This window comes from Sphingomonas arabinosi (genome assembly GCF_036663715.1).
GTDB lineage: Bacteria > Pseudomonadota > Alphaproteobacteria > Sphingomonadales > Sphingomonadaceae > Sphingomonas.
This window is the reverse complement of sequence record NZ_JAXOJN010000003.1, coordinates 230133-244678: the sequence shown is the minus strand read 5'-3', so window position 1 is coordinate 244678 and position 14546 is coordinate 230133. Positions and strand designations below refer to the sequence as shown.

The 14546-nt window shown below is 65.5% G+C and carries 7 protein-coding genes; 5 read left to right on the top strand and 2 right to left on the bottom strand.

The window, feature by feature from the left end; all coding sequences use genetic code 11:
* Positions 1-339 precede the first annotated feature (339 nt).
* The 5 genes from U1708_RS06750 (at position 340) to U1708_RS06730 (ending at position 10830) form a co-directional block, all read left to right on the top strand.
* Positions 340-3426 carry a TonB-dependent receptor gene (locus U1708_RS06750; protein ID WP_332744013.1) on the top strand — a complete coding sequence of 1029 codons (3087 nt, stop codon included), beginning with the start codon at positions 340-342 and terminating at the stop codon, positions 3424-3426.
* Positions 3427-3509: 83 nt separating this feature from the next.
* Positions 3510-4604 (top strand): glycoside hydrolase family 43 protein, encoded by a 1095-nt coding sequence (locus tag U1708_RS06745; protein WP_332744011.1) that lies wholly within the window; start codon positions 3510-3512, stop codon positions 4602-4604.
* Between the two features lie 125 nt (positions 4605-4729).
* A complete protein-coding gene (locus U1708_RS06740) occupies positions 4730-6991 on the top strand; it encodes a GH92 family glycosyl hydrolase (protein ID WP_443030005.1) in 2262 nt (753 codons plus the stop codon).
* Between the two features lie 14 nt (positions 6992-7005).
* Positions 7006-8451, top strand: coding sequence for a glycoside hydrolase family 125 protein (locus U1708_RS06735; protein WP_332744008.1), 1446 nt, complete (start codon positions 7006-7008; stop codon positions 8449-8451).
* Positions 8452-8487: 36 nt separating this feature from the next.
* Complete coding sequence (locus U1708_RS06730) at positions 8488-10830, top strand: GH92 family glycosyl hydrolase (RefSeq protein WP_332744006.1); 2343 nt, start codon at positions 8488-8490, stop codon at positions 10828-10830.
* Positions 10831-10911: 81 nt separating this feature from the next.
* Here U1708_RS06730 and U1708_RS06725 read toward each other — a convergent pair whose 3' ends face one another.
* A complete protein-coding gene (locus U1708_RS06725; protein ID WP_332744004.1) occupies positions 10912-13323 on the bottom strand; it encodes a GH92 family glycosyl hydrolase in 2412 nt (803 codons plus the stop codon).
* A gap of 161 nt (positions 13324-13484) precedes the next feature.
* Positions 13485-14495, bottom strand: coding sequence for a LacI family DNA-binding transcriptional regulator (locus tag U1708_RS06720; RefSeq protein ID WP_332744002.1), 1011 nt, complete (start codon positions 14493-14495; stop codon positions 13485-13487).
* Positions 14496-14546 lie beyond the last annotated feature (51 nt).

Sequence of the window (14546 nt, the reverse complement as noted above, 5' to 3'; positions counted from 1 at the left end):
CGTCGACTGATCGAACCCTGCGCTTGGCGTTGGGATAAGGCCGGCTGCGCGTCGGTGGCGCGCGACTATGCGAGAGCGGCGGTGAATCCTCTCGATGTCTTCACTCAGACTAACGACGCGCCGAAGGGTATTCGTCGAGTTACGTCCGCAACGGGCCAAAACTAATGCAACAATCTATTTGACAATTTGCTTTTACAATTGGCAAATAGCGGCGTCGAGACTGCACGCCGACAGGATCCGATTCAACCGGACAGCCCAACCGAAAACGGTGGGCAGGCGCGCTATTCGCAGGGGTAAGTGAGGGGGCGCAGGCATCCTCACGAGGAAGAGGAAAGTCTGATGACCGTAAGCATAGAATCGTGCTCGATCGTGACGCATCGCCGTCGTCCGTTGTCGTTCCTGTTGGCGACGGTCAGTCTTACTGCGGCGTTGGCCGGTGCTGCGCAGGCTCAACAGGCCGCGCCTTCCACGATTCCAGCACCAAGCGCTACGCCGTCCGACCAGGCGCAGCCCGCCTCGACCGCTACGGCGCCGTCCGGCCAGACCGCCGGCACGACGCAGCCGGATGGATCGGCGCAGGATGCCGCCCCGGATGCAGGACAAGACATCGTCGTCACCGGCTATCGTCGCTCGATCGAGAAGAGCCTCACCCAGAAGCGTGAAGCCAACGCCTTCGTCGACGTCATCACCGCCGAGGACGTCGGCAAGTTTCCCGACAAGAACGTCGCCGACGCGTTGCAGCGCGTGCCGGGCGTGGTCATCACCCGCGACGGCGGCGAGGGCAGCCGGGTCAGCATCCGCGGCCTTCAGGCGGGCCTGACGCTCACCTTGCTCAACGGCAATTTCCTGGCCGGCGCCGACAGTGGCGAGCCGCAGCGGTCGTTCAACTACGTCCTGCTGCCGTCGACCTTCATCGCCAGCACCGAAGTCTATAAATCGCCTGAAGCGCGCCTGGAGGAAGGCGGCGTCGGCGGCACGATCATCCTCAACACGCGGCGGCCGTTCGACGTGCCCGCCTGGTCGGGGTTCGTCTCCGCCGAAGGCACCTATTCGGACACCACCGAGAAATACGAGCCGCAGCTCGGCGGCCAGGTTTCGTGGAAGAACAAGGAGGAGACGTTCGGCCTGTTGGTCGGCGGCGTCTGGCAGAAGCGCACTAACCGCGAGTTGCGGAGTTCGTCGGAAAGCTGGCTGTGGTGGAGCGACCGCGACGCGCAGGGCAATGTCAGGACTCCCGCGACCGACGTCAACGGCAAGGCCTTCGAGAACAACGACGCGATTTCCTACTGGCCGGGGCAGGGCACGACCGCGCGCGATGGCACGCATTATTCGGGCTATTGGGCGCCGCAGTCGGTCAATGCCGAAGTGTTCGACCAGGAGCGCGAGCGGTACGGCGTGCAGGCCACCGCGCAGTTCCGCCCGTTCGACAACGTCACCGTCACGTCCAACTATTTCCGGTTCGGCTATTCCAGCGACTACACGTCGAACGTGCTGAAAATCCCCGAATGGGGCTATAACGATTTCTTCACCGGCGCGACGCTCGACAAGAGCGGCACGATCTTCCAGTCGGCGAACTTCGCGGTACCGGCGCCGGGGACGGGCTGTCTCGCCCGCGCGACCCCGTGCACGATGGAAACGCCGCAGATCGCCGGCACGTATAGCCGCGAGAAACAGGTTTCGAACACGTTCGAGACCGAAGTCAAATATAGCCAGGATCGTTTCGATGCCGTCCTGAAACTCGGCAAGACAAAGTCGAGCGGTGGCCCGTCGGTGCGTTTCAGCGCCGCCGCCAAGCCGCGCCTGACGACGCCGGGACAGGAGCAGAACGGCAATCTGGTCAGCAACTGGGACATCTCGGACGGCATCGCCAATTTCGAGTTCTCGCCCGAAATCCAGAACAACATCCGCAACGGCATCGCGCAGATCGACGTCGGCTCGACCAACTCGAGCTTCGTCAACAGCGACCTCGGCCAGCGTTATGCGCAGCTCGATCTGACGCGGCGCTTCGACGGGTTCCTGAAGTCGGTGCAGATCGGCGGCAAATGGCGTGACCTGCGGATCGGCCGCGAGACCGGTCGCAACGACTGGTATGCCGATCCGGCGACGTTGCTCCGCTATCAGGATACCGCAGCCGGCGCCGTTGCGCGTCCCGAATTCTTCTACGCGAACCAGATCGGCAACATCAACGGCGGCTTCAACGCCAACGTCGTGCCGGGCATCAATTTCGACGAATATCTGAACTATCTGAACTCGACCTACGGCCAGGCCGTGCGCGTGTACGAGCCCGATTTCGTCTATTCCCTGGGGGAGCGGGTCTTCGCCGGTTATGCCCAGCTGAACTTCGGAACGGGCGGTCTTCGCGGGAACGTGGGTCTCCGCGTGGCCAACACGAAACAGTCGGGCAACACCTCCGATCGCCTGCAATATCTCAACGATTACTGCGTCAATGGACCCGGCGGCCCGACCGATCCCAACCGTCCGCTCGGTCCCGACGGCAATTGCCAGGTCCTGCCACTCAACGTGCGCGAGACGATCGTCAACACGCGTGCCGACCAGTCGAAGACCTACACGGACTGGCTGCCGAGCTTCAACGTGTCGTACGAAGTCACCCCCGACCTCCTCGTCCGCGGCGCGGTCGCCAAGGTCATCGCGCGGCCGTCGTTCGAAAATCTTGGTTCACAGCGCTCGCTTACCTTCCGCTCGGATGCCTATGCGTTCGATCGCGGCCAGTTCGGCGAGTTCGCCGGCTGGTCGGGCAGCGGCGGCAACTCGGATCTGAATCCGTTCTCGGCGTGGCAATATGATCTCGGTATCGAATGGTATTTCCATCGCGGTTCGGTGCTCGGCGCGACCTTCTTCCGCAAGGACGTCTCCGATTTCGTCGTCCCGCTGGTGTTGAACGTCACCCGCGACGTCAATGGGACGCAACAGCTGATCCAGCCTTACTCGACGGTCGCGAACGGTTCGAACGCGCGGTCGCAGGGTGTCGAGCTGTACGCGCAGCACACGCTGCCCTTCGGTCTCGGCGCGCAGGTCAACTTTACCTATAACGACACGTCGGTGGCGGACGTCACGCTCGACGGTCAGAAGGTCGGCTCGTCCGCGTTGGTCGGCAGCGCCAAGACCCAGGTCAACGCCTCGGTCTTCTACGAACATGGCAAGGTGTTGCTGCGTGCATCGTACAACCGGCGCGGCGAAGTCGTCGGCGGGTTGGAGTCGGGCCTGAACGAATACACCGATCCCTATGCGCAGGTCGATCTCAACGCGGCGTATGCGCTGACTGACCGGCTGAACCTCACCGCCTCGGTAATCAACCTTACCAAGGCCGAGGAAAGCCGCCATCTCGGCAACGATACGAAGGACCGCTTCACCTACCGGAATTACTTCGGTCGCCGGGCCTATGTGGGCGTGTCGTTCAACTTCTGATGGCCTGGTTTGATCGACTCTTGTCTCGGGTGGCGCCTTCGCGGCGCTACCCTCCCTTTTCTCGCGGCGCCACGTCGAAGGGCGTGGGTGAAACGCGCGGGCGGCGCGGGGTTCGGATCGCGCTGATCGTGTCCGCGCTGCTGATGTGCGGTCTGGCCAGCGCGTCGAACCCGATCGTTCCCGGCTGGTATGCCGATCCCGAAATCCGCGTGTTCGCCGGGCGCTACTGGATCTATCCGACCTATTCGGATCACTACGGCAAGCCCGACGTCACCAGCCGCTTCTCGGCCGCGCAAAAGCTCGCCCGGCAGCGCAAGACGGTGCGCCCGTCCTACGGGATGCAGACCTTCTTCAATGCGTTCTCGTCGCCCGATCTGGTGCACTGGACCAAGCACGACCACGTGTTCGACGTGCGGAACGCAGGGTGGGCGGCCTATGCGATCTGGGCGCCGTCGGTAATCCAGGCGAATGGCCGCTATTACATGTTCTTCAGCGCCAACGACATCCAGAGCAATGCGGAGCTTGGCGGGATCGGCCTCGCGGTCAGCGATCGGCCCGGCGGTCCGTTCAAGGATGCGATCGGCAAGCCGCTGGTCGGTGCCTTCCACAACGGTGCGCAACCGATCGACCCGTTCGCGTTTCGCGACCGGGACGGCCAGGTCTATCTGTTTTACGGCGGCTGGAAGCATTGCAACGTCGTCCGCCTCAGCGCGGACCTGAAACGCATCCTGCCGTTCGCGGACGGTTCGAAATACAAGGAAGTGACGCCGCCCGGCTATGTCGAGGGCTCGTTCATGATCGAGCGCAAGGGCGTCTATTACCTGATGTGGTCGGAGGGCGGCTGGACCGGCCCGGACTATAGCGTCGCCTATGCGACCGGGCCGGGACCGACCGGACCGTTCACGCCGCGCGGCAAGATCCTGTCGCAGGACCTTCGCATCGCGCGCGGCGCCGGGCATCATTCGGTCGTCAACGTGCCCGGCACCGACGACTGGTACATCGCCTATCACCGCCGTCCGCTCGACACCGATCGCGGCGAACACCGGCAGATCGCGATCGACAGGATGGTCTTTGCCGCCGATGGTCGGATCGAGCCGGTGGTGATGACCAATGCGGGCGTCAAGCCGCGACCGATCGGCATGCAGAAGCCGACACAATCTTCAGGGAGAGCGATGTGAGAAACAGGGTGATCGCCAATTTGCGCGGCACGGTAGCGACGATCGCGTCGCTCGCCCTCGTCGCGCCCGCGCCGATACTGGCGCAGACCAAGGCCAGCGCGGCGGCCGCTTCAGCCACCGGAGTGATGCAGCCGCAGGACCAGCCCTCGGTCGATCTGGTCAACCCGCTGATGGGCACCGATTCCGACTACACCTTGTCCTATGGCAACACCTATCCCGCGGTGGCGGTGCCGTGGGGCATGAACTTCTGGACGCCGGTCACCGGCAAGACCAACAGCGGCTGGGGCTACACCTACGACGCGAACAAGATCAACGGCATCAAGCAGACCCACCAGCCCAGTCCGTGGATGAACGATTATGCCGCGTTCTCGCTGATGGCGACGACCGGCGCGCTGAAGGTGAAGGAGGACGAACGCGCGTCCTGGTACAGCCACAAGGCGGAGGACAGCCGGCCGTACAGCTACAAGGTCTACCTTGCCGATTACGACGTGACGGCGGAGGTCGCGCCGACCAACCGCGCCGCGCAGTTCCGCTTCACCTTCCCGCAGAGCAACGACGCGCACATCATCCTCGACGGCTATGCCGGCGGCTCGATGGTCTCGATCGACAAGGCCAAGCGCCGCATCACCGGCTATGTCCGCAATAATCACGGCGGCGTGCCCGACAATTTCCACAATTATTTCGTCGCCGAATTCGATCACGACTTCACCGTCAGCCAGACCTGGGACGGCGAGGGGCAGGTCACCGCGACGCCGACGCGCCAGGGCGATCATGTCGGCGCGGTCGTCAGCTTCAAGACGCGCAAGGGCGAGCAGGTCGGCGTCAAGGTGGCGTCGTCGTTCATCAGCCTCGAACAGGCCGAGCGAAACTTGCGCGGCGAGATCGGCGGCGACGGGTTCGAGCAGACCAAGACGAAAGCCAAGGCGATCTGGCAGCGCGAGTTCGATCGTGTCCAGGTCACCGATCCCAATCTCGACAACCGCCGCATCTTCTATTCGGCGCTGTACCGCATGCTGCAATTCCCGCGCATGTTTCACGAGGTCGATGGCAAGGGCCAGACCGTCCATTACAGCCCGTATGACGGCAAGGTGCACCCGGGCTTTCTCTATACCGACAACGGTTTCTGGGACACGTGGCGCGCGGTCTTCCCGTTCTTCGCGCTGATGTATCCCGAGCGCGACAGCGAGATCATGCAGGGGCTGGTCAACACCTACAAGGAGTCCGGCTGGCTGCCCGAATGGGCGAGCCCCGGCCACCGCGACGTGATGATCGGATCGAACTCGGCGAACCTGATCGCCGACGCGTATCTGAACGGCGTACGCGGGTTCGACGTCGAGACGCTGTATGAGGCTATGGTCAAGAACGCGACGACCTCGCAAGGGCGACCGGTCGACAAGAAGGGCAAGGTCGTCGGCGCGGTCGGGCGCGAGGGCGTCGAATATTACAACCGCCTCGGCTACGTGCCCTATGACGTCGGCATCAACGAGAATGCCGCGCGCTCGCTCGAATACGCCACCGCCGATTTCTCGATCTCGCGGCTCGCGGCGGCACTCGGCAAGACCGAGGATGCTAAGCTCTACGCCACGCGCGCGCAGAATTACCGCAAGCTCTACGACACCCAGAGTGGCTGGATGCGCGGTCGCAACAAGGACGGCAGTTGGTCGACGCCGTTCAACCCGTACAAATGGGGCGACGCCTTCACCGAGGGCAATGCGCTGCATTACAGCTGGTCGGTGATGCAGGACGTGCAGGGTCTCGCCGACCTGATGGGTGGGCGCGAGGCGTTCGTGAAGCGGCTCGATTCGATCTTCACCACGCCGCCGATCTTCGACGACAGCTATTACGGGCAGACCATCCACGAGATCCGCGAGATGCAGATCGTCGACATGGGGCAATATGCGCACGGCAACCAGCCGATCCAGCACATGACCTATCTCTACGACTGGGCGGGCGCACCGTGGAAGACGCAATATCACGTCCGCGACGTGATGAAGAAGCTCTACTCGCCCGCGCCCGACGGCTATCCCGGCGACGAGGATAACGGCCAAACCTCGGCGTGGTATGTGTTCTCGGCGCTGGGTTTCTATCCGGTGACGCCTGCGGTCGGGCAATATGCGATCGGCAGCCCGCTGTTCCAGACCGTGAAGCTGACGATGCCCGGCGGCAAGATTCTGACGATCGAGGCGGCGAACAACGGCCCCGGCAACGTCTATATCCAGTCGGCGAGCTTCAACGGAACCCCGCACGACAAGCCCTGGCTGACCCGCGCGGCGTTGCAGCAGGGCGGCACGCTGCGGTTCGTGATGGGGCCGACGCCGAACACCGCCTGGGGTGCGGCAAAGGCGGATGCGCCGTTCTCGATGAGCGCCCCGGTGGCGGGACGTTGACCATGGAGACTGGAATGCGCTTTCGTCGTCGCGACGTCATGGCGGGGGCCGCCGCGCTGGCCGTCACCGCCAGCCTCCCGCGCGCCTCTGCCGCCGCCGCGCCCCTCGTGACCAAGCGACCGCCACGCGCGCAACGCCGCTTCGTCAGCCCCGCGGTCGAGGCCGAGATCGCGCGCGTGAAGGCCAAGATCGCCGACCCCGAACTCGCCTGGCTGTTCGAGAATTGCTACCCCAACACGCTCGACACCACGGTCAAGGTCGGCACGGGCGATGGCAAACCCGGGGGCAAACCCGATGCGTTCGTCATCACCGGCGATATCGAGGCGCTGTGGCTGCGCGACAGTTCGGCGCAGATGCAGACCTATGTGCACCTCGCGCCGCAGGATGCCGGCTTGCGCCGCGTCTTCACGGGGCTGATCGCACGGCAGGCGCGGTGCATCCTGATCGACCCCTACGCCAATGCGTTCATGGAGGATCCGACCGCCAAGTCGAACCTCGGCGCGCGGACCGACCAGACCGAGATGAAGCCGGGCGTCGCCGAGCGGAAGTGGGAGATCGACTCGCTCTGCTATCCGATGCGGCTCGCGCACGGCTATTGGACCGCGACGCGCGACAAGACGCCGTTCGACGATCTCTGGGCCAAGGCGATGCGCCGCGCGGTCGCCACCTTCCGCGAACAGCAGCGCAAGGACGGCAAGGGCCCGTATCATTTCCAGCGCCTGAACGTCTCGCCGACCGAGACGCTGATGTTCGAAGGCTACGGCGCCCCGACCCGGAAGGTCGGCCTGATCCATTCGATGTTCCGCCCGTCGGACGATGCGTGCCTCTATCCGTTCCTGATCCCGTCGAACCTGTTCGCGGTGTCGGCGCTGCGGATGCTGGCGACGGTCCAGCGCGAGGCGCGCGGCGATACGGCGGGCGCGACCGACAGCGAGGCGCTGGCGACCGAGGTCGAGACGGCACTACGCAAACATGGCCGGATGCCGGACGGGCAGGGCGGCGAGGTCTGGGCGTATGAGGTCGACGGCTTCGGCAACGCGATCTTCATGGACGACGCCAACGTGCCGAGCCTGTCGGGCCTGCCGCTGCTCGGCGCCGCAGACCGCACCGACCCGCTGTTCCGCCGCACCGCCGCGCTCGCCTGGAGCGACCGCAACCCGTATTTCTTCACCGGCACCGCCGCGCGCGGGATCGGCGGGCCGCATATCGGGCTCGACATGATCTGGCCGATGTCGATCGTCACGCACGCGATGAACAGCGACGACGACGCCGTGATCCGCCAGTGCCTGACGTGGCTCAAGACCACGCACGGCGGCACCGGCTTCATGCACGAATCCTTCCACAAGGACGATCCGGCCAAGTTCACGCGGCACTGGTTCGCCTGGGCCAACGGCCTTTTCGGCGAGCTGATCCTCGACCTCGAGCGCCGCAAGCCCGCCTTGCTCGCCGCCCGCTACTGACCCCCCGCTACTGACACGGACTCCGGGAGACAGACGATGACCACCGCCAACCGCCGCCAGGTGCTCGCCACCACCGGGCTCGCCGGCCTCGCGGGCGTCCTGCCCGCCGCATCGCAGGCGCAGGGCCAGCGCCCGGTCGCGGGCAAGCCCGATCTGTTCGTCGGCACCGGCGGCCACGGCCATACCTATCCCGGTCCGTCGCTGCCGTTCGGCATGGTCCAGCTCGGTCCCGATACCGACAACAGCCGCTGGGATGCGTGTTCGGGCTATCACCAGAACGACGGCTCGATCATGGGTTTCAGCCACACGCATCTGTCGGGCACCGGGATCGGCGACATGCTCGACGTCCTCGTGGTGCCGACGCGCGGACCGTTGCAGCTAAAACCCGGCGCGCTCGGCAAACCCGAAGACGGGTATCGCCAGCGCTTCACCGATGAACTCGCCGAGCCCGGCTATTACCGCGTGAAGCTCGAATCCGGCGTGCTCGCCGAACTCACCGTGACCGAGCGGACCGGCCACCACCGCTACAGCTTCCCGCAAGGGCCCGGCCACATCCTGGTCGACTTCGCGCACATGATCCTCGACGTCTGGGACAAGGGCACGTTGATCGACGAGGCCTCGCTGGCGCTCTCCCCCGACGGCATGCTCACCGGCAGCCGCCGCGTTCACCGCTGGGCGAAGGGACGGCGCATCCATTTCGCGATGCAGCTGTCTCGCAAGCCCGACCGCGTCCAGTTCTTCGGCGACGACGACACGCCGGCACCGGCGGGTGCCAAGGGCGTCACCGGCAATCGTCTGAAGGTCGCGTTCTTCTTCGATCAGGCGGGCGGCGCACCGATCCTGATCAAGACCGGCATCTCCGCGGTCGACGTCGCCGGCGCCAAGGCCGCGCTCCAGGGGGAAGCGGCAGGCTGGCAGTTCGATGCGGTCCGGCGCTCGGCAGCGCGTATCTGGCAGACCGAACTCGACCGCGTCCGCGTCGACGGCGGTACGCCCGAACAGCGCACGATCATGGCGAGCGCGCTGTATCACGCGTTCCTCTCGCCGACGCTCTTTACCGACCGCGACGGCCGCTATGTCGGGCTCGACCGCAAGGTGCACCAGACGACCGCCGCCGAGCCCGCGTTCAGCACCTATTCGATGTGGGACACCTATCGTGCGCTGCATCCGCTGCTCACGCTCGTCCAGCCCGACAAGGCGGCGCAGTTCACCCGCGATCTCGTCCGCCAGACCGTGCAGAGCCCGACCGGATCGCCGGTCTGGCCGCTGCAGGGCGTCGAGACCGCCTGCATGATCGGCTGGCACTCGGTGTCGGTACTCGCCGAAGCCTGCGCCAAGGGGATCGAGGCGGATTACGCCGCCGCGTGGCCGCAGATCCGCAGGCGCGCGTTCGATCGCACCTTTCCGGACATCGACAGCACGCTCGGCCGCGGCTTCTATTACGACCTCGGCTTCGTGCCTGCGGACAAGACGTGGGAGTCGGTCAGCCGCACGCAGGAATATGCCTATGACGACTGGGCGATGGCGGTGCTCGCCGAGGCGGCAGGCGCCAAGGCCGACGCCGCTGTGCTGCGCAAGCGCAGCCTAAACTACCGCAACGTCATCGATCCCAAGATCGGATTTGCCCGGCCGCGCTTCGCCGATGGCAGCTGGTGGGTCGATTACGACCCGATCCAGCTCGGTCACAATCCCGAGAAGCAGCGTGACTATACCGAGGCGAACGGGTGGCAGGCGACATTCCTCAACCAGCACGACGCCTATGGCCTGATCGCGCTGTTCGGCGGCGATGCGGGGTTCGTGAAGAAGCTCGACGCGCTGTTCACCGCGCCGTCGACGCTCCCCAAGAATGCGCCACCCGACATCACCGGGCTGGTCGGCCAGTATGCGCACGGCAACGAGCCGGATCAGCACGCCGCCTATCTCTACGCCTATGCGGGCGCGCCGTGGAAGACGCAGGCGATGGTGCGTCGCCTGCTGACCGAGATGTACAAGGCGGATCCCGACGGCGTCATCGGCAACGACGATTGCGGCCAGATGAGCGCGTGGTTCATCCTGTCGGCGCTCGGCTTCTATCCGGTCGATCCGGTCAGCGGCGTCTATGTCTTCGGCTCGCCGCTGTTCGACGCGGCACAGGTCGATCTCGGTGAGGGGCGAACTTTACGCGTCGTCGCCAAGGGCAATGCCCCGGCCAGCCCCTATGTCCAGTCGGTCCGCTGGAACGGCAAGCCCTGGACGCGAAACTGGATCGCGCACGCCGAACTCGCGCGCGGTGGCGAACTGGAGTTCACGATGGGACCGAAGCCGTCGTCGTTCGGCACGGCCAAGGCGGACCGCCCGCCGTCGTTCGAACCGCCGTCGTTCGAAGCTAAGCGGCGATAGACAAAAAGACGCCTCGGGAACGACGTTCCCGAGGCGCTGAACCGTTCGCCGGCAAGGGGGGGAGCCGACGAACTCCCCTCGCTATGACGCGGGCGGGGACAAGGACGGGGGCGCATCCGCAACGGCGCTCCCCCAATTCGGATTGGGTCTGGCTCCCATGATCAGCTCCAGCCGGGCGCCATCCTTGACGTCGGCATGGCTGAACCAGGGCTTCGTCCACGGCTTGCCGTTCAGCGTCGCCGACTGGATGTAGATATTGGTCGGCGAATTGCCGCGCGCGACGATCTCCAGCGTCCGGCCGTTGCCGAGCCGGATCGCCGCCTCGTCGAACACCGGACTGCCCAGCACATAGACGTCGCTCGACGGATCAACCGGATAGAAGCCCATCGCGCTCAGCGCATACCAGGACGACGTCGCGCCCTGATCGTCCATCCCGGGATAGCCATAGCCGGACGCATCGCTGCCATAGAGCGTGTCGAGGATACGCCGCGTCAGCGCCTGCGTCTTCCACGGCTGGCCGCTCCACGCATAGAGATACGCCGCGTGCTGGTCGGGCTGGTTGCCCTGCACGTACTGTCCGATCAACCCCGTGCAATCGCGGCAGATGCCGGTTGGCGTATAGGGTGTCGTAAAGAACCGATCGAGCTTGGCGTTGAACGTCGCGCGTCCGCCGAGCGCCGTGGCGAGCCCCTGCACGTCGTGCGGGACGGGCCACAAGGTCGACCAGCCCGATGCCTCTTTCATCATGTAGTTGTAATAGGGCTCCTGCGGATCGAACGGCGCGATCCATTTGCCATCGGCAGTGCGGCCCCGGATGAACCCGATCGAGGGATCGAACACGTTGCGCCAGTTGGACGCGCGCGCGCGGAACAGCTTTGCGTCGTCGGTCTTGCCGAGCCGCTCGGCGAAGTCTGCCATCGCATGGTCGTCCCACGCATATTCCAGCGTCGTCGCCGCGCCGGCCTTGCCGCCCGCATAGGGCGGGCTGGGATTGCCCGGTGGAATCTCGTCCGCGATCCAGCCGTTGCGCTGATATTCCGCCAGATAGCCGCGCGGGCCTTTCGGATCGACCGCGTTGCGGCGGAGGAACTCGTACTCGGCGGCATAGTCGAACGCGATGCCGCGCTTCCATGCGCCGAGATACAGGAACACCGCGTTGTCGCCGTGGAACGAGGTGTTCATGTACCCCCGCACGCGCGCCATATCGAGTTCGGAGCGCATCACGTTCTGGACCAGCTCGGGCTCCATCAGCTCCAGCAGCACGATCTGGTTGCGCCCGGTATCCCAGAACGGCACCGGCCCGTACCGATCATAGGTCACGGTCCGGGTCTTGCCGTTGGTGTCGGTGAAGCGCTCGCCCTTGTGCGCCAGCAAACGTGGGCTGGCGAAGGACTGGAACAGCGTCGAATAGAACAGCATCCGCTGCTTGGCCGTGCCGCCCTTCACCCGGACGCGGTTCAGCAACGTCGCCCACGTGTTCGTCGCTGCCTGACGGACGCCCTCGAAATTCCACCCCGGCTGTTCCTGTTGCAGGCGTCGTTCGGCGTCGGCGAAGCTCTGGCCGTGCGCGATCTTCACCAGCACCGTCTCGTCCTGCCGGGTGGTGAAGTTCAGGTAGGTGCCGGCGAAGCTGCCGGTGATCCTGCGCGATGCGGGGACGACGTCCTTGTCGCCGATGCCGTAGCCGCGGCTATTGCCGGGCGACTTGCGGAAGGTGCCATAGCCGCTGAACGGCTTGGAGAATTGGGCCACGAAATAGCGGCCGTCGCGCGCATCGTCGTCGCCCCGTTCCGCCGCGATGCCGCGCACCTGGTCGTTGCCGACCACCTCGACCTCGCCGCCGCGGCCGGGCAGGTTGAGGATCAGGTGCGATCGCTGGCTGGCCGGAAAGGTGAACCGCATCAGGCTGGTCCACTGCGTCGCGGTCAGTTCGGCGCGCGTCCGAAACGTGTCGAGATAGACCGAATAATAGCCCGGCCGCGCGACTTCCTTCGCCTTGTCGTAATAGGCCTGGGTATAGGCCGGCGGCACCGTCCAGTCGCCCACCACCGGCATGATGATCGGTTGCGCCCGCGCGCCATAGGACGGCCCGCCGCCGCCGGTGAAGCCGATCATCGTCGGGCTCGGATAATGATAGGGCGTGGCGACCCCGGTCGGATAGGTCGCCTCGACGTTGACGTTGACCGGCGCCGCCTCGACCGAACTGTTGGGCAGCCGCGCACCGGGCGAGGTGATCCCCGAATAGACCGGCTCGCCCGGCGGTGGCGCGTTGCCGATCAGTTCGGGGCGATCGAGCGGCGCGGTGCCGACCAGCGGGTTGGCTTCCTCGACCGGCGATTTGTCCGATCCGGGGGAATGCTGGCCATTCACCGCACCGAGGGGCGTCAGCATCAGGATCGCAGCGATTGCCGTGGTTCGCCGCGCGATCGATAGGCTGCGGGCGACGCGGGGGCGCGGATATGGGGGCGGGGCAGGGCGTGGTGTATCGGTCACGGGGCAATCCTCCTCCTCCGCCGCCGGGTTTCTATGCGAACCGCGTGCTGCACCCCGATACTTTATTAAACTAATTTGATTGTCAATAAGGACAGCAGTCCTGCTGCAAGTCGGAGTCGGGCCGAGAAGGGATGGCGACCGACTTTGCTCGTAGCGTCAGCTCAGCGGCGGGGCGTTACGGGCGCGGCGGTGCTGCCACGGACGATCAGTTCGTGATCCAGCGTGACCTGCCGCGACGGGCTGTCGACCCCGCGGAGGATATCGACGAGCAACTCGACGGTGCGGCGGCCGATCATTGCCTTGGGCTGCGCGATCGTCGTCAGCGGCGGCTGGAAATAGCGCGCAAGCGGAAGGTCGTCGAAGCCGATGACCGAGACGTCGTTCGGGCATGACAGCCCCGCGTCGCCGATCGCGCTGAGCGCGCCCATCGCCATTTCGTCGCTGAAGCAGAAGATCGCGGTCACGTCCTGCGCGATCAGGTCGCGGGTATGGTCGATGGCCGAGCCGGCGGAATAGTCGCCGATGCGGATGTGCAGGCTCTCGCGCAGGCCGGCGCGGGTTGCGGCGTCGATCGCCCCGGCGAGACGGTCGCGACTGATCGGGCTGATCTCGGGACCGGTGACGACGCCGATCGCGCGGTGGCCGAGGCCGATCAGATGCTCGATCGCGTCGGCGCTGGCGGCGGCATTGTCGATATGGACGCTGGGGACGCCCAGGTCGGGACTGTATTCGCAGCCGTTGACGATTGGCGCCGAGGCCCCCTTGCGCGATAGCAGGGGAGCGAGGTTGGCGGGCAGGCGGTGTCCGAGGAAGATCAGCCCGTCGACTTCGCGGCGCGAGAGCATGTCGGCATATTGGTCCTCGACCTCAGGATCGTGCCGCGTGTCACCGACCACCACCGAGTACCCGGCATCGCGCGCCGCCTCTTCGGCGCCGCGGATGACGCTGGCGAAGAACGCGTTGGAGATGTCGGGGACGGTCAGCAGGATCTTGGCGGCGCGCAACGTGCGCAGGCTGCGCGCGGCTACGTTGGGCGTGTAGCCGGAGGACCGGACGACCGCGAGCACGCGCAGGCGCGTTTCCTCCGACACCTGTTCGGGGCGGCTCAACACGCGCGACACGGTGGCGGTGGAGACGCCCGCGAGTGCGGCCACTTCGATGATCGTCGGCATGGCGTCGTCATGTATCCGGTCGGAGGCAGTGTCGATATATATCCGATGTAA

What these genes read in the sequence shown, in the direction of transcription:
- U1708_RS06750 (WP_332744013.1), top strand. Translation starts at nt 340, where the DNA reads ATGACCGTAAGCATAGAATCGTGCTCGATCGTGACGCATCGCCGTCGT.
- U1708_RS06740 (WP_443030005.1), top strand. Translation starts at nt 4,730, where the DNA reads ATGCAGCCGCAGGACCAGCCCTCGGTCGATCTGGTCAACCCGCTGATG.
- U1708_RS06735 (WP_332744008.1), top strand. Translation starts at nt 7,006, where the DNA reads ATGCGCTTTCGTCGTCGCGACGTCATGGCGGGGGCCGCCGCGCTGGCC.
- U1708_RS06730 (WP_332744006.1), top strand. Translation starts at nt 8,488, where the DNA reads ATGACCACCGCCAACCGCCGCCAGGTGCTCGCCACCACCGGGCTCGCC.
- U1708_RS06720 (WP_332744002.1), bottom strand. Translation starts at nt 14,495, where the DNA reads ATGCCGACGATCATCGAAGTGGCCGCACTCGCGGGCGTCTCCACCGCC.